The 15,566-nt window shown below is 68.9% G+C and carries 15 protein-coding genes; 10 read left to right on the forward strand and 5 right to left on the reverse strand.

Annotated elements, in window-relative coordinates; translation table 11 throughout:
- The first annotated feature begins 158 nt into the window (after nt 1-158).
- Entirely contained in the window at nt 159-1,388 is a 1,230-nt protein-coding gene (locus tag LGR64_RS27835; protein WP_141833179.1) for a D-amino acid dehydrogenase, read from the forward strand.
- Nucleotides 1,389-1,400: 12 nt separating this feature from the next.
- On the opposite strand, the gene LGR64_RS27840 is transcribed toward LGR64_RS27835, so the two are convergent.
- Nucleotides 1,401-2,306 carry a LysR substrate-binding domain-containing protein gene (locus LGR64_RS27840; RefSeq protein ID WP_012202007.1) on the reverse strand — a complete coding sequence of 302 codons (906 nt, stop codon included), beginning with the start codon at nt 2,304-2,306 and terminating at the stop codon, nt 1,401-1,403.
- A 53-nt stretch (nt 2,307-2,359) separates the two neighbouring features.
- Nucleotides 2,360-2,932 (reverse strand): cob(I)yrinic acid a,c-diamide adenosyltransferase, encoded by a 573-nt coding sequence (locus LGR64_RS27845; RefSeq protein ID WP_141833052.1) that lies wholly within the window; start codon nt 2,930-2,932, stop codon nt 2,360-2,362.
- A 180-nt stretch (nt 2,933-3,112) separates the two neighbouring features.
- Between LGR64_RS27845 and LGR64_RS27850 the strand changes: the two genes are divergently transcribed.
- Together LGR64_RS27850 and LGR64_RS27855 are read left to right on the forward strand one after the other, a co-directional pair.
- A complete protein-coding gene (locus LGR64_RS27850; protein ID WP_096914465.1) occupies nt 3,113-3,472 on the forward strand; it encodes an EF-hand domain-containing protein in 360 nt (119 codons plus the stop codon).
- A gap of 82 nt (nt 3,473-3,554) precedes the next feature.
- The gene (locus LGR64_RS27855) at nt 3,555-4,979 is read left to right on the forward strand and encodes an FAD-binding oxidoreductase (protein WP_013799978.1); all 1,425 of its coding nucleotides are present in this window, start codon (nt 3,555-3,557) and stop codon (nt 4,977-4,979) included.
- Here the strand turns inward: LGR64_RS27855 and LGR64_RS27860 are convergent.
- A complete protein-coding gene (locus LGR64_RS27860) occupies nt 4,969-5,874 on the reverse strand; it encodes a LysR family transcriptional regulator (protein WP_071953945.1) in 906 nt (301 codons plus the stop codon). The two genes, LGR64_RS27855 and LGR64_RS27860, sit on opposite strands and share 11 nt — an antisense overlap.
- A gap of 129 nt (nt 5,875-6,003) precedes the next feature.
- On the opposite strand from LGR64_RS27860, the gene LGR64_RS27865 reads away from it, so the two are divergent.
- Together LGR64_RS27865 and LGR64_RS27870 are read left to right on the forward strand one after the other, a co-directional pair.
- Nucleotides 6,004-7,212, forward strand: coding sequence for a CaiB/BaiF CoA transferase family protein (locus LGR64_RS27865; protein WP_013799976.1), 1,209 nt, complete (start codon nt 6,004-6,006; stop codon nt 7,210-7,212).
- A gap of 71 nt (nt 7,213-7,283) precedes the next feature.
- Entirely contained in the window at nt 7,284-8,285 is a 1,002-nt protein-coding gene (locus tag LGR64_RS27870; protein WP_013799975.1) for a Bug family tripartite tricarboxylate transporter substrate binding protein, read from the forward strand.
- A 453-nt stretch (nt 8,286-8,738) separates the two neighbouring features.
- Here LGR64_RS27870 and LGR64_RS27875 read toward each other — a convergent pair whose 3' ends face one another.
- Both LGR64_RS27875 and LGR64_RS27880 read right to left on the reverse strand, forming a co-directional pair.
- A complete protein-coding gene (locus LGR64_RS27875; RefSeq protein WP_012202000.1) occupies nt 8,739-10,028 on the reverse strand; it encodes a M20/M25/M40 family metallo-hydrolase in 1,290 nt (429 codons plus the stop codon).
- Between the two features lie 157 nt (nt 10,029-10,185).
- Nucleotides 10,186-11,460, reverse strand: a complete 1,275-nt coding sequence (locus LGR64_RS27880) for an MFS transporter (protein ID WP_043795639.1) — start codon at nt 11,458-11,460, stop codon at nt 10,186-10,188.
- A gap of 65 nt (nt 11,461-11,525) precedes the next feature.
- On the opposite strand from LGR64_RS27880, the gene LGR64_RS27885 reads away from it, so the two are divergent.
- From LGR64_RS27885 to sorU, 5 genes are all read left to right on the forward strand, one after another.
- Nucleotides 11,526-12,548, forward strand: a complete 1,023-nt coding sequence (locus tag LGR64_RS27885) for an AraC family transcriptional regulator (protein ID WP_230357426.1) — start codon at nt 11,526-11,528, stop codon at nt 12,546-12,548.
- 98 nt (nt 12,549-12,646) lie between these two features.
- Nucleotides 12,647-13,222: an RNA polymerase sigma factor gene (locus LGR64_RS27890; protein ID WP_088166429.1), complete on the forward strand. Its 576-nt coding sequence runs from the start codon at nt 12,647-12,649 to the stop codon at nt 13,220-13,222.
- Nucleotides 13,219-13,806, forward strand: coding sequence for a hypothetical protein (locus tag LGR64_RS27895; RefSeq protein ID WP_013799970.1), 588 nt, complete (start codon nt 13,219-13,221; stop codon nt 13,804-13,806). The genes LGR64_RS27890 and LGR64_RS27895 overlap by 4 nt, the downstream gene beginning before the upstream one ends.
- 56 nt (nt 13,807-13,862) lie before the next feature.
- Complete coding sequence (gene sorT / locus LGR64_RS27900; RefSeq protein WP_230357428.1) at nt 13,863-15,110, forward strand: SorT family sulfite dehydrogenase catalytic subunit; 1,248 nt, start codon at nt 13,863-13,865, stop codon at nt 15,108-15,110.
- A 96-nt stretch (nt 15,111-15,206) separates the two neighbouring features.
- Nucleotides 15,207-15,554 (forward strand): SorU family sulfite dehydrogenase c-type cytochrome subunit, encoded by a 348-nt coding sequence (gene sorU, locus LGR64_RS27905; protein WP_230357430.1) that lies wholly within the window; start codon nt 15,207-15,209, stop codon nt 15,552-15,554.
- The last annotated feature ends 12 nt before the right edge of the window (nt 15,555-15,566 follow it).

The raw sequence follows: 15,566 nt of genomic DNA on the forward strand, positions 1-15,566 counted from the left end.
GACAATATCGGGCCGGTCCATGCCCGCCTGTTATGGGCGGTCCCCCTGCACTGGGCAGCGGCCCGCAGCCATAACCTGCATGCATACCCCCTGTGCCAAATGCCATGGCGCAGCCTGCCGCGCGCGGCCTACAGTGCGGCTGCATGGAGAAACGATCAATGCATGTCTGCATCGTGGGCGCCGGCATCGTCGGCCTGGCAACGGCCTGGGCGCTGCAGCAGGCCGGCCACCGCATCACCGTGCTGGACCGCGCACCGGGCCCCGCCCAGGGCGCCAGCGGCGGCAATGGCGCGCAGCTGAGCTATTCCTACGTGCAGCCGCTGGCCGATCCCGGCATCTGGAAGATGCTGCCCCGCCTGCTGCTGGAAAAGGATTCGCCGCTGGCCTTCCGCCTGCGCGCCGACCCCGCGCAATGGGCCTGGGGACTGCGCTTTCTGGGCGCCTGCAATGCCCATGCCTCGGCCGAAGGCACGCGCGCCCTGCTGGCCCTGGCCGCCGAAAGCCGCCAGGCCTTCGAGTCGCTCCAGGCCGACGAAGCACTGGCCTGCGACCTGCACACGCCGGGCAAGCTGGTGCTCTACCCCACCCAGCAGGCGCTGGATGCCGCCGCGCAGCAGGTGGCACTGCAAGCGGGCCTGGGCGGTGCGCCGCAGCGCATCGTCAACGCTGCCGAAGTAGCGCGCATCGAACCCGCGCTCGCCGGCTACGCCCAGCGCATTGCAGGCGCCGTACACACGCCCAGCGAGGCCGCAGCCGACTGCTGCCTGCTGTGCGAACAACTGGCCGCCCGGCTCACCGCACGCGGCGCCGAACTGCGCTACGGCGTGGAGCTGCAGGGCTTTGAGCGCGAAGGCGACGCCATCACCGGCCTGCGCACCGCCGCAGGTCCGTTGCCGCTGCGCGCCGACCACTACGTGCTGGCCAGCGGCTGGGAAAGCGCGGTCCACGCGCGCCAGCTGGGCCTGCGCATTCCCGTCTACCCGCTCAAGGGCTACAGCATCACCGCCGATGCCGCCGCGCGGCTGCCGCACGCCGCGCCCCGGGTCAGCGTCACCGACACCGCACGCAAGGTCGTCTTCGCACGCATCGGCGAACGCCTGCGTGTGGCCGGCATGGTGGAGATCGTGGGCCGGGACACGCGCACCGACCCGCGCCGCATCGCCAGCCTGCGCCGCTCCACGCAGGAGGTCTTCGCCGACCTGCCGCTGGACGGCAACCTCCACCCCTGGACCGGCATGCGACCCGCCACACCCACCGGCCTGCCCCTCACCGGCCGCCAGCGCGGCGGTCCGCGCAACCTGTGGCTCCAGACAGGGCATGGCGCGCTGGGGCTGACGCTGGCGTTCGGATCGGCGCAGAGGCTGGTGGGGCAGATGGAGGAGGCCTGAAACCCGCAGGCCTCAACCAGCCAGCAACTCGCGCAAGGCCTTGCGCATTTCCTCGGTCATTGCCCGCGCCAGCACGGACCCCGGCCGCTGGGGCAGGCTGAGTGCATTCACACCCACGGTGATGCGCGGCAGCAGGGGCACGACATGGACCTTGCGGCGGTCGGCGGCCAGGGCGGTGCAGCCGTCCATGATGGCGGCGCCCAGGCCGTACTCGGCCATGGACAGGGCTGCGTGGTAGGTCTGCACGGTGACCACGGGCGACAGGCCCACGCCGTGCTCGCGGCAGGCCTGGCCCAGGCGCATGCCCAGCGGGTCGCGCGCATCAAGCGCGACCACGGGCAGCTCGGCCAGGTCCTTGAGCTCCATGCCCTCTTCGCGCACGCGCGAGGGCGGCAGCAGGCCCTTGGGCAGCACGCAGAACATGTCCACCTCGGCCAGCAGTTCATGCTCCAAGGCGGGCTGGCCCACGGAGCTGATGACGAAGCCCACGTCGGCCTCCTGCAGCAGCAGGGCCGAGACCACCTGGGGCGTGTGCAGTGCCTGCACATGGACCTGCACCTGGGGGTGTCGGCGCCGAAATCCGGCCACGGCGCGCGGCAGCACCTCGCGGCTGAGCGCGAAGACGGTGAGCACGGTGAGCCGGTCCGCCGCCTGGCCATGGCGCAGGTTGTCGGCCAGGCGCTGGACCTCGTCGAGCTGCTCGAACAGCTTCTCGATGTGGGGGAACAGCGCCAGCGCCTCATTGGTGGGCGTGAGCCGCCCGCGTGCGCGCTGGAACAGCGCAAAGCCCAGCTGCAGCTCCGCGTGCTGCAGGGTGCGGCTGACGGCCGGCTGGGTGATGTTGATCAGCCGTGCGGCAGCGCTGACGCTGCCGGTCTGCATGACGGCATTGAAGACCTCGATGTGGCGCAGGCGCATGGGCCGTCCTAAACGCGGAATTAGCGCGGGATTAGCGCAGGATCAGCGCGGGTTCACTCTTCGGCGGACTGCGCGCGGGCCATCCGCTCGCTCTTCCAGTAGACGTCGTCGCCGCCATCCATGCGGTTGAGCACGCGCGCCAGCACGAACAGCAGGTCGGACAGGCGGTTCAGGTACTGGCGCGGCGCGGGCCGCATGGCCTCGCCCTGCTCCAGCGCCACCACCATGCGCTCGGCGCGGCGTGCCACCGTGCGGCAGACATGGGCCTGGGCCGCGGCGCGGCTGCCGGCCGGCAGGATGAATTCCTGCAGCCGGGGCAGCTGCGCGTTGTAGTGGGCCAGCGCTTCATCGAGCTGCAGCAGGGCCTCGTCCTTGAGCAGTTCATAGCCGGGAATGGACAGCTCGCCACCGAGGTTGAACAGCTGGTGCTGCACATCGACCAGCAGTTCGCGCACGTCGTCGGGCAGGGCTTCGCACAGCAGCAGGCCGATGTGGGAATTGAGCTCGTCCACATCGCCCATGGCGTGCGGGCGCCCGCTGTTCTTGGAGACGCGCGTGTTGTCGCCCAGGCCCGTGCTGCCGTCGTCTCCGGTGCGCGTGGCGATCTGTGTCAAACGGTTGCCCATGGGGGTTCTCCTTGGCGATGCGGGGTGAAAAGCAGGACCCGTGACGGTCCATCACCTGATTGTGCGTTACAGCCGGCACGCAAATGTTGTCGCAGGCAACAGCCGGCAAAAGTGCTGGCCCTGCTGCGCTGCAACAGGTGGAATGCAGTCATGTTCCACGTTCGACAAGGAGTTCGACACATGACCTCTCAACTGCGCAAAGTCTCCGGTTTTGAAATCCGCAGCGTGATGTTGTTCGCGGCCATTTCGCTGGGCAGCGTCACTGCCATGGCGCAGGCTCCGTCCACGGCACCGCAGCCGACGTTTGGCGGCGGCTCGGCAGCAGGCGTGCAATCTGCGCCAGCACCCGCAGCACCAGCGGGCGGCGCCAACGAGGTGCAAGCCGCATTCGACCGCGCCGACACCAACCGGGACGGCAAGCTGAGCAAGAAGGAGGCCGAGGCCCTGCCCGCCGTGAGCAGCAATTTCGCCCAGATCGATGCCGACAAGAACGGATCGCTGTCGCGCGATGAATTCAGCAAGGCTGTCCAGCCGCGCTGACACCCGGATGCCTGGCGGCTGACCCACACGGTTGGGCGACAGGGCCGGTGGTATTCTTTCCAGTTCCCCCTGGAGAACACCGATGAACGCCCCTGTCGCCCCCGTCCGCTTGCAGCCCGACTTCGCTCAGCGCCCCATCCCCGAAGCCTTCCTCCAAGCTCTGGCCCAGCGTTTCGGCGCCCAGTGCTCCACGGCTTTGGCGGTGCGCGAACAGCACGGCCGCGACGAGGGCGCCATCCAGGCGCCCCCGCCTGCGGCCGTGGTCTTTGCCGAAAGCACGCAGGACGTGCAGGACGCGCTGAAGCTGGCCGACCAGCATGCCGTGCCGGTCATCCCCTACGGCGCAGGCTCCTCCCTCGAAGGCCATCTGCTGGCCGTCGAGGGCGGCATCAGCCTGGACCTGAGCCGCATGAACCGCATTCTCTCGGTCAACACCGAGGACCTGACGGTCACCGTGCAGCCCGGCATCACGCGCAAGCAGCTCAACGATGCCATCAAGGACACGGGCTTCTTCTTCCCCATCGATCCCGGCGCCGATGCCTCCATCGGCGGCATGACCGCCACGCGCGCCAGCGGCACCAATGCCGTGCGCTACGGCACCATGCGCGAGAACGTGCTGGCGCTGGAACTGGTCACGGCCAGCGGCGAGCTGATGCGCACCGGCACGCGCGCCAAGAAAAGCAGCGCGGGCTACGACCTCACGCGCCTGATCGTGGGCAGCGAAGGCACGCTGGGCGTGGTCACCGAGATCACGGTGCGCCTGTACCCGCTGCCCGAGGCCGTGAGCGCGGCCATCTGCTCCTTCCCCAGCATCGAGGCCGCCGTGCGCACGGTGATCCAGACTATCCAGATGGGCGTGCCTATTGCCCGCGTGGAGCTGGTGGACGTGAACTCGGTGCGCATGGTCAATGCCTACAGCAAGCTCACGCTGCGCGAGGAACCCATGCTGCTGATGGAGTTCCACGGCTCGCCCACGGGCGTGAAGGAGCAGGCCGAGATGGTGCAGGACATTGCGGGCGAGTTCGGCGGCAATGCCTTCGAATGGGCCGAGCGTCCCGAGGACCGCACGCGATTGTTCACGGCCCGCCACAACGCCTATTTCGCGGCCGTCTCCAGCCGCCCCGGCTGCCGCTGCATCACCACCGACGCCTGCGTGCCCATCAGCCGCCTGGCCGATGCGCTGCTGGACTCGGTGCGCGAGGCCGATGACAGCGGCATTCCCTACTTCCTCGTCGGCCACGTGGGCGACGGCAACTTCCACTTCGGCTACCTGATCGACCCGGACAACGAGGACGAGCGCTCGCGCGCCGAGCAGCTCAACCACCAGCTGGTGTCGCGCTCCATTGCGCTGGGCGGCACCTGCACGGGCGAGCATGGCGTGGGCATCCACAAGATGGATTTCCTGCGCGAGGAAGCCGGCGACGGCGCGGTGCAGATGATGCGCTCCATCAAGCAGGCGCTGGACCCGAAGAACATCCTGAATCCCGGCAAGATCTTCAGCCTCTGAGTCCCTCCGCCGCGGCTTTCTCGCGCAGGAAATCGATCAGCGTGGTGATGGCCCGCGTCTGGTAGTGGGACGGCATGTACAGCAGGTATTGGCGCGTGGCCAGAAAGTCCAGGCTGCCGGGCGGCAGCGGCAGGCGCTCAAGCGCGCCGCTGGCCAGCTCGGCTGCCACCATGTAGCGCGGCACCACGGCCACGCCCAGGCCCTGCAGCACGGCATCGCGCAGGAAGTGGAAGTTGGGCGACATCAGGCGCGGGCGTATGCGCAGCTCGGTGGGCCGGGCACCGTTCATGCCCGCCGTGCGCAGCTTCTGGCCCGTGAGCGCCGAGGTGATCAGCGGCACGCGCTTTAGCGCCAGCAGCGAATCGGGATGGCCATGCTGCGCCAGGAACTGCGGCGTGGCGCAGGCCTCGTAGAGCACATCGCCGAGCTTGCAGGCCACCAGGCTTTCGGGCGGCTCGGTCATCACGCGCACGGCGAAGTCCACCGCGCCCTGCATCAGGTCCTCGATGTCGTTGTCGAAGATCACCTCCAGCGTGATGCCCGGATGCATGCGCATGAACTCCGTCAGCCAGCCCGACATCTGCAGCTGGCCGTAGCCGCTGGGCACGCTCAGCCGCACGGTGCCCTGCAGGCTCTGGCCCAGGCTGTCCACCGACTCGTCCGCCGCCATGGCTTCCTGGCGTATCGCGCGTCCATGCGCGTACAGGCGCAGGCCCAGCTCGGTGGGCTCGACCTGGCGCGTGGTGCGGCGCAGCAGCTGCTGGCCGATCTGGCGCTCGAACTGGTTGAGCCGGTGGCTGACGTTGGCGCGGCTCATGCCCAGGCGCACGGCGGCGCGGCTCAGGTTGCCGGCTTCGATGATGTCCACCAGCAGGGACAGTCCGCCCAGATCCATTGTCAAACCTCAGTACACACAATGTCCATTTTTTAGCACGATTGTCAAAGTCCATAAACGAATGAAGAATGCGGGCCTGCCCGGGCATCACCGGCCCGTTGCGGTTTTCGTGGTTCGACAAGGTTTCGCATGAGTGCTCTCCCCTCTTCCCTGCCGCTGGACGGCGTGCGCGTCCTGGATCTTTCGCGCGTGCTGGCCGGCCCCATGTGCGCCATGGCGCTGGCCGACCTGGGCGCCGATGTCGTCAAGGTCGAGCACCCGGGCCGCGGCGACGACACGCGCGACTGGGGCGTGCGCGTGGGCCAGCGCAACACCTCCTACTTCAACAGCGCCAACCGCAACAAGCGCTCGGTCACGCTGGACCTGCAGGCCGAAGAGGGCCTGCGCATCGCACGCGAGCTGGCGGCGGACAGCGATGTGGTCATACAGAACTTCAAGGTCGGCGGCGCCGAGAAGCTGGGGCTGGGCTACGAGCAGCTGTCGCAGCTGAACCCGCGCCTGGTGTACTGCTCCATCTCGGGCTACTCGCGCAGCGGCCCCGAGGCCACGCGGCCCGGCTACGACCTGGTGGTGCAGGGCGAGTCCGGCATCATGGCCATGAACGGCGAGCAGGGCCAGGGCCCGCTGAAGTTCGGCGTGGCCGCCGTGGACATGTTCACGGGCATGTACTCGGCCCAGGCCATCCTGGCCGCGCTCTACGAGCGCGAGCGCAGCGGGCGCGGTCGCCATGTGCAGATGGCCCTGTACGACTGCGGCCTGATGATCACCAGCTACTACGGCATGGAGGCCCTGCTCAAGGCCGGCGACCCGCCCAAGTTCGGCAACGCCCATCCGTCCATCGTGCCCTACGGCGTGTTCGAGGCGGCCGACGGCCCGCTGGTCATCACCGTGGGCAACAACGGCCAGTTCCAGCGCTTTTGCACCGACGTCATCGCCAAGCCCGAGTGGGCCGCCGACGAACGCTTTGCCACCAATACCGCACGCTCGGCAAACCGCGATCTGCTGATGCCGCTGGTGCAGGCCGAGCTGCTGCGCTTCACGCGCGCCCAGTTGCTCGAATGCCTGACGGCCGCGCAGATTCCCTGCGGCGAGGTGCTGGGCCTGTTCGAGGCCCTGAACTCGCAGCGCACGGCCGACGCCGGCCTGCTGCACCGCTTCGAGGACAGCGAGGCCGGCAGCCAGTCCGTGCTGGCCCCGCCCTATGCGCTGGACGGCCAGCGCCTGCCCGTGCGCCGCCCGCCGCCGCACCAGGGCGAACACACCGACGAGGTGCTGCAGCAGCGCCTGGGCCTGGACGAACAGGCCCGCGCCGCACTGCGCGCCAAAAACATCATCTGAGAGCGCGCAGACGTTCCCACCCAGACCGCTCCGCGGCTCTCATTTCCACCCCTTCCCGCTTGAGGAGACATATGACTTCCACCCCCTTCCAGGCCTCGCGCCGCCAGATCCTTTCCGCCGCCTGCGCCACCGCCATCGCCACGCTGGCCCCCGCCGCCCGGGCCCAGAGCCAGTGGCCCGACAAGCTGATCAAGCTGACCGTGGCCTTCCCGCCCGGCGGCCCCACCGACACGGCCGCGCGCATCGTCGCGCAGCGCCTGACCGAGCGCCTGGGCCAGACCATCGTCATCGACAACCGCCCCGGCGCCTCGGGCTCGGTGGGCACGGCGGCCTTCATCAAGTCGCAGCCCGACGGCTACTCGCTGTCCATGTTCGGCATGCCCGCGCTGCTGGCGCCCATGCTGTTCAACAACAACCTGTACGACGTGCGCAAGGACTTCCTGCCCGTGGCCACGGTCTATGACCTGCCCATGGCCATCGTCATCAACCCGCGCGAGCTGCCGGACGTGACCAACCTGCAGCAACTGATCGAGCATGCCAAGAAGGCCAAGCCGGCGCTGAACTACACCAGCTCGGGCACGGGCAGCTTCGGCCACCTGTCCATGGAGCAGCTCAAGGACCTGGGCGGCTTCGACATGCAGCACGTGCCCTACCGCGGCAGCGCGCCGGCCGTGACCGACCTGATCGGCGGCCAGATCGCCGTGATGTTCGCCGACGTGGTCGCGGCCCTGCCCCACATCCAGGCCGGCAAGCTGCGCGCCATTGCCGTAAGCTCGCAAAAGGCTAAGCAGCTGCTGCCGAACGTGAAGTCGGTGGCCGAGCAGGGCTTCCCCGGCTTCGACGCCGACACCTGGGGCGGCCTGATCGCCCCGCTGAACACGCCGCCCGCCGTGGTCCAGCGCCTGAACCAGGAGCTCAAGCTCATCCTGGCCGAGCCCGAGCTGCAAAAGAAGATGCTGGCCGCAGGCGCCATCGCCACCTACCAGGACGGCGCGGCCATGAAGGCACGCCTGAACGCCGACTTCACGCGCTGGAGCAAGATCGCCAAGGACAAGAACATCTCTTCGCAGTAAAGAACACAGAGCGCCCCACGATGCGCCTTCAGGGCATGCCGCAAGGCATGCCCTTTTTTGCGTCCGCAAATGCTGGGTGCCTGTTGTTCACTCCCGTATGGCCGCGCCTGCGGCGTGGTGGTTGCGGGGTTGCAGTCCTGCCGAAGGACAGGACTGCTTCGTCAACTGACTCGCTGCGGTTGTCTGAGCGGAGTTCACGCAGTGAACGCAGCGAGTTCCGCAGCGAACCCCGCAACCGCCACGACGCAGGTTGCCCCGCAGCGAAGCGAAGGGGTCGCGGACATCCGGGTCGCCTTCTTTGACCTGACCTTTCTTGGCGAAACAAGAAAGGGCAGTCGGCTGCCGGGCCGAAACCCGGCCTCGAAAAACAACCACCCGGCAGGGTCAGAAAAAGCGACTCAAGCCACCGTCTGGCTTTGGCTTAACGCAGGAGTGCAGCCTGATAGCCGACCCTTACTTGGAAAGGTCCATGATCATGCGCGTGGCCAGGTACAGGCGCGGCACGATGGTGTTCAGCTGCACATACTCCGCATCATTGGAGTGCGCGCCGTAGCCGCTCAGGCCAAAGCCCTCGATGACCGCACCCTTGGCCTTGAGCGCCGCAAACGCCGCGTCGGTGCCGCCGCCCGTGGCCTTTTCCATCACGCTCATCTTCAGGCCCAGCTCATCGCTGTAGATGGTCTGCGCCTGTTTGGCCAGGCTGCGCGAGGCCTCGTTGGCCTCCAGCGGCGGGCGGCGCACTTCGAACTTGAGCTGCACCTTGCTGGCGTCCAGCAGCTTGTGGCCCACCTTGGCCTGCATGGCCTGCTCCAGCGCCGTGAAGTCGGCCACGCGCAGCGCGCGGGCATCGGCCTGGGCCGTGGCCTCGGCGGGAATGACGTTGCGGTTGGTGCCGGCCTTGGCCACGGTCCAGTTGAGCTTGAGGCCGGTCTCGGGCTTGGACAGGTCCTTCATCTGCAGCAGCTGGTGCGACAGCTCGTACAGCGCGTTCACGCCGTCCTCGGGCTTGGCGCCCGCGTGCGAGGCCTTGCCCTCGACCTTGAGGTAGGCCGCGCCGATGCCGCTGGTGGCCAGGCGCACGCCGCCGTCGGTGCCGCCGCCTTCGAACGAGAAGACCGCATCCTGCTCGGCGCCCATGCGCGTGATGGTGCTGCGCGCGCCGGGCGAGCTGATTTCCTCGTCGCTGTTCATCAGCACGGTCAGCGTGCCGTAGTTGTCGAAGCCCAGCTGGCGCAGCATGGCCACGGTGTGCAGGATCAGGGCCACGCCCTGCTTGTCGTCGGCAATACCCAGGCCGTAGGCGCGCTCGCCGTCGATGCGAAACGGCTGGTCCTTGAGCATGCCGCGCAGGTAGACCGTGTCCATGTGGGCGATCAGCATGATGCGGCTGGTGCCCTTGCCCTTGAACTCGGCATGCACCATGGGGCCGATCTTCTCGGGCGTGTCACCCAGTCGGTAGACGTCGGTGGGCTGCAGGATCTCGACCTTGCCGCCCTGCTCGCGCAGCTTGCCGGCCACGTAGTTGGCGATCTGCTCCACGCCCTCCATGTCCTTGCTGCCCGACTCGATGTGCACCAGGTCGCGCAGCGTGTCCAGCAAGGGCTGCTGGTGCTTTTGCGCCAGCGCCTGGATATCGGCCTTGGGCGCAGCCAGGGCACTGCCGGACAGGCCGGCCATGGCAAGGGCCAGCGCCAGCGGGGCGCTGCGGAACATGAGGGAAAGCGGTGCGAAGGCGGAACGCATGGACAGGTCTCCTGTGTTGAAAAAGTTGTGCCTGCACGATAGCAGGCGCCGCGCAGGGCGCACGCAATTGCCGTGCCTGTTTTGTCCATCTCACCGCCCAAAGCAAAGGCCCCGCAAGCCTTGGCCTGCGGGGCCTTGTGGGGAGCGAGATCCGGGATCAGCCCGCGCTCAGCGCCATGCCGCCCTTCTTGCTCACGCCATCGCCCACGACCACGGCCGACACCACGCTCAGCACCAGGGCAATGGCCGATCCGTAGAACACGCCGTGGCTCATGCCGTGGTCCAGCATGTAGCCGAACACCGGCGCGGCCAGGCAAAAGCCCAGGTCCAGGCCCGAATACACCGTGCCATAGACGCGACCGGTGGCGCCGGGCGGGGCGGCGCGCTTGATCAGCATGTCGCGCGAGGGGCCGGCCAGGCCCGTGCCCAGGCCCGCGATGGAGGCCACGGCCACGGCCGCCATGGCCGGCAGCCAGCCCGTGCCGACCAGGAACAGCGCAACACCCGAGCCCAGCATGCAGATGGAGATCACCTTCTCCAGCCGCTGCACGCGGCCCACGAGGAAGCCGCCGGCCAGCATGCCTGCCGCGCCGCACAGCATGTAGCCCGTGACGATCAGCGCCGTCACGCTCAGCGGCAGTCCGTACATGGACTGCATGGCGGGGCTGGCAAAGCTCTGGATGGCGCTGAGCGCGCAGGTGCTCCAGAAGAAGAACGAGAAGCACAGCCAGACCGAGGGCAGCTTCAGGAAGGCCATGGGATGCTCCTGCGGCACGGCGGCCGCAGCGGCGCGCGCCGCGGGGGCCTGGGCATCGGCCGCACGGTCGTCCAGCGCCTCGCGGTTGAGCACCATGATGGTGAGGATGACGGCGGCCAGGGCCGCGCCGCACAGGCAGGCCAGGCGCCACGAGCCCGTGGCCGTGGTGATGCCCGCCATGAACAGCGGCGCCAGCGCCCAGCCGATATTGCCCGACAGGCCGTGCACCGAGAACGCATGGCCGATGCGCTTGGCCGACACGCGCTTGTTGAGGATGGTGAAGTCCACCGGGTGGAAGGGCGCATTGCCCAGGCCCGCGAAGAAGGCCGCCAGCAGCAGCATTCCATAGCCCTGTGCCAGGCTGGCGACCACGCCCGCCACGGTGAAGCTGCCCAGCGCCGCAAACAGAATGGGGCGCGCGCCGAAGCGGTCCACGGCAAAGCCGGCCATGGCCTGTCCCACGCCGGAGACCACGAAGAACAGCGACACCATCACGCTGAGTTCGGCATAGCTGTAGCCGAACTCGGCGATCAGCCACGGGAACAGCGGCGGCAGCAGCAGGTGGAAGAAATGCGAGGAACCATGCGCCAGGCCGATCAGGCCGATGGTGCGCACATCGCTGCGCAGCGGGTCCGGAGCCACGGCGTCCGGCATGGAAGAAGAAGAGGCGGTCATGGGCCGCATCTTAGGCAGCAGCGTTTCGTCTTGTATGCGATAGTCTGCCAACTTCTGTCGCAAACATGCCAAAGCCTGTCTCCACGCCCGGCACCCCTGCCCACACCCTTGCCGACACTTGTGGCGAGACACTGCCCAGCGCCTGCCCCGCAGCCGCACTGCGGTCGGTGCGCAGGGCCCGGCCGATGGAGCCGGTCGAGGCCCTGCATCCGCACCTGTTCGTGCCCACGCCCCAGCGCCCCGTGCGCGCCAAGCAGCACCGTCTGTCGGCGCGCACGCGCGTCATACCGCACAGCCACAGCTGGGCACAGATCGCCATCTCGCTGGACGGCGTGCTGCACCTGTCGGCCCCCCAGGGCACGCTGATCGCACCGCCGTCCAAGGCCGTGTGGATTCCGCCCGGCCTGGTCCACGCCGTGGCCATGGTCGAGGAAGCCGATCTCGTCTCCATCTACGTGCTGCAGGACGATCCGGCCCAGGGCCCCGTACTGCCGGACCTCCCGTCCTGCGGCGTGGCCTGCAACCCGCAGGACTGGGCACGCTGCCGCGTGCTGGAGGTTTCGCCGCTGATGCGCGAGCTGATCACGGCCCTGCCCAAGCAAAGCGATGACCAGCCCGCACCCGACGCCGCCACGCTGCAGCGCGAGCACCATCTGAGCGCCCTGCTGCTGGAAGAACTGCGCCGGGCCAGCGAAGTCCACCTTGGCGTGAACATGCCCCAGGACAAGCGGCTGCGCATGCTCTGCGAGGCCGTGGTGGCCGACCCCACCCAGCACGAGAGCCTGGCCGACTGGGCGGCAGACACCGGCGCCAGCCCGCGCACCGTGGCCCGGCTGTTCCAGCAGCAGCTGGGCTGCAGCTTCACCGCCTGGCGCCAGCAAGTCGTGCTGGCCCATGGCCTGAGCCTGGCCGCGCGCGGCCTTCCCATACAGCAGATCGCGGCCGAGCTGGGCTACAGCCCCAGCGCCTTCAGCGCCATGGTGCACCGCACGGTGGGCATGCCTCCGGCACGGTTCTTCGGGCAGCAGGCCGGTTCCGCTGCCCACAGGGTCGGAACAGGCGCTGTATCGCGGCCGACCAGGGAATGAAAGGGAGCCATCGCCTCTTCGCGATAGCTGATCCGATATAGGGTTTGCCGATAGGCCGGCCATGGAATGCGGCGGCGCCCTGCGTGCTCTTATGCCGCATGATCTCCACCGCCGAGTCGCGCTACAACCAGTGGGTGCGCGAGCACTACCGATTCCTGCTGCGCAGCGCCTGGGCACTGACCGGCTCGCGCGCGCTGGCCGAGGACGTGGTGCAGGACTGCTTCACCAGCGCCTGGCGCTTTCGCCACCAGCTGCGCGAGGCCGCAATGGCGCGGGCCTGGCTGTTCCAGATCATGCGCCGCCATGCCTTCCGGCACCTTGCGCCATCGGCCCATCTGGTCAGCGATGACGAGGCGCTGGACCAGCACCCCGCGCCCTCCCCCTCGCCTTCGGCGCTGGACGACCGGCTCGACGTGGTCAAGGCGCTGGCGCGCATCGCGCCCATCCACCGCGAGGTGCTGGTGCTCTATTACTTCGACGACATGCCCACGGCCCAGATGGCCGAGGCCCTGGACATTGCGCCGGGCACGGTGCTGTCGCGCCTGTCACGCGCCCGCGATGCGCTGAAGGCGGTGCTGGAGCAGGCGGCCCCGGCGCCTGTTCCAGAGACTGCCAGCGTGATCCCACTGCGCCCCAACCCGCTGCGCGCCACACGATACCAAGGCTTGAAATGACTGCCCCGGACACGACCGACGAATCGGCATTCGACCTGCGCGCACGCGCCGAACTGGCCCTGGCCTTCGACCCCGGGCCGCACGGCGAGCCGCCCGCCCATCTGCTGCGCCACACGCCCTGGCATGCGCGCAGCGGCGTGCGCCGGCTGATCGCCGCGCTGCTGGTGGGCAGCTCGGCCGCCACCGCCGTGTTTGCCATGCGCCCGCCCGAGCTGGTGCGCGCCGCCATCGAGCACGAGTACTACGAGCGCACGCTGCGCGGCAGCTTCATGCCCGAGGCCGAGGTCGCGCGCCGCATGGACCTGCCGGCCGGCGAGAAGCTGCCCGGCTACACACAGCTGATGCGGCCCTGCGACATCGACGGCACGCGCGCCTACCACCTGACCACCTTCTTCGAGAAGGGCGGCATCGTCACCGTGCTGGCCTTCGACCAGCCCCAGCGCCTGGCCGATGGCCAGGGCTGGTGGGCCAACATGCACTGGCAGGTCGTCCGCTCGCGCGAAGGCCGGCCGCTGGTGCTCGTGGCCCAGAAGAAACAGGCCCTGGCCGTGGCCAGCAAGGCCCTGGGCAGCCCTGCCCCCTGAGATGCCCCATGAGACGCCATGACACGCCCCCTGACAACCACCACGAGGAGACAACCATGAACCACTTGCCGACATCGCCCACTTCCCCCGCGCGCCGCAGCCTGCTGGCCGGCAGCGTCAGCGCACTGGCCGCAGCTGGCCTGGCCGGCCTGCACGAGGGCGCATTGGCCCAAGCCCAGGCCCAGGCACCCGCAGCTGCGGCAGCACCGGCGGCCAAGCCCCTGCCCGGCTACGCGGGCTGGAAGAAGGCCGATGCCCTCATCGTCCACAGCTCCACCACCATAGAGACGCGGCGCGGCGCCTTCGGCACCAGCGTGATCACGCCCAGCGATCAGCTCTATGTGCGCAACAACCTGCCCACGCCGCCCGAATCCATCGTGACCGACCGCGATGCCTGGCAGCTGCAGGTGGAGGGCGTGCGCCAACCCCGCAGCCTCAGCGTGCGCGAGCTCAAGTCCCTGGGCCTGGAGACCGTGGCCATGGTGCTGCAGTGCTCGGGCAATGGCCGGGCCTTCTTTCCCAGCAAGCCCAGCGGCACGGCCTGGACCGTGGGTGCGGCCGGCTGCGTGGTCTGGAGCGGCGTGCCCGTGCGCGAGGTGGTCAAGGCCCTGGGCGGTGTGTCAGACGGCGGTCTCTACATGACCGGCACGGGCGGCGAGGTGCTGCCTGCGGGGCTGGACCCCAAGAGCGTCATCGTCGAGCGCTCGGTGCCGCTGTCGGCCATGGAAGACGCCCTGCTGGCCTGGGAGATGAACGGCGAGCCCATCCCGCTGGCCCATGGTGGGCCGCTGCGCCTGATCGTGCCCGGCTACACCGGCGTGAACAACATCAAGTACATCAAGCAGCTGGCCTTCACGCCGCGCGAGAGCGAGGCCCACATCATGTCCCACGGCTACCGCATCTCGCCACCCGGCAGCAAGGGCGACCCGAGCCAGCCCTCGGTGCAGGAGATGAGCGTCAAGTCCTGGATCAACTCGCCCCTGCCCGAGGACGGCGGGCAGGCCGCCGGCCTGGTGCAGATCCACGGCGTGGCCTTTGGCGGCATGGACGCCGTCAAGGGCGTGGAGGTGTCCACGGACGGCGGCAAGAGCTGGCAGGCCGCGCGCCTGGTCGGCCCCGACCTGGGCAAGTACGCCTGGCGCCAGTTCGTGCTGCAGGCGCGCCTGCCCAAGGGCACGCATGTGCTGGCCAGCCGCGCCACCGACGCGCGCGGCCGGGTCCAGCCCGAGACGCGCGGCGAAAACCAGAGTGGCTACAACAACACCAGCTGGGCCGACCACGCCGTGACCGTCACCGTGGCCTGAGCACGGCCCGCGCGTTCATCCCGCCACCCCTTCTCTTCACTGCCGTCACTTCCCGCACACGGCGCCAGACCGTGGCGGGCCCGTACCCCCATTGCCATGTTCACGATGAAACACCTGATCCACACCGCCCTGCTGGGCAGCTCTTTGCTCGGCAGCGCCCTGCTGTCCGCCCCCGTCTTTGCCGATGAAGCGGCCCAGATGGCCCTGGGCAAGAAGCTGTTCTCCACGGCCACGCCTGCCTGCGCGCTGTGCCACACGCTCAAGGACGCGGGCGCCGAGGGCGCCATCGGCCCCGTGCTCGACGAGCTCAAGCCCGATGCCGCGCGCGTGGCCCGCGCCCTGCGCGACGGCATAGGTGCCATGCCCTCGTTCAAGGCCACGCTCAGCGAGGCCGAGATCGCCGCGCTGTCGCTCTACGTGAGCAAGGCCAGCGCGAAGAAGTAGAGGCAGGCCGCC

It is taken from the genome of Delftia sp. Lp-1 (genome assembly GCF_020523835.1).
Lineage (GTDB): Bacteria > Pseudomonadota > Gammaproteobacteria > Burkholderiales > Burkholderiaceae_C > Comamonas > Comamonas acidovorans.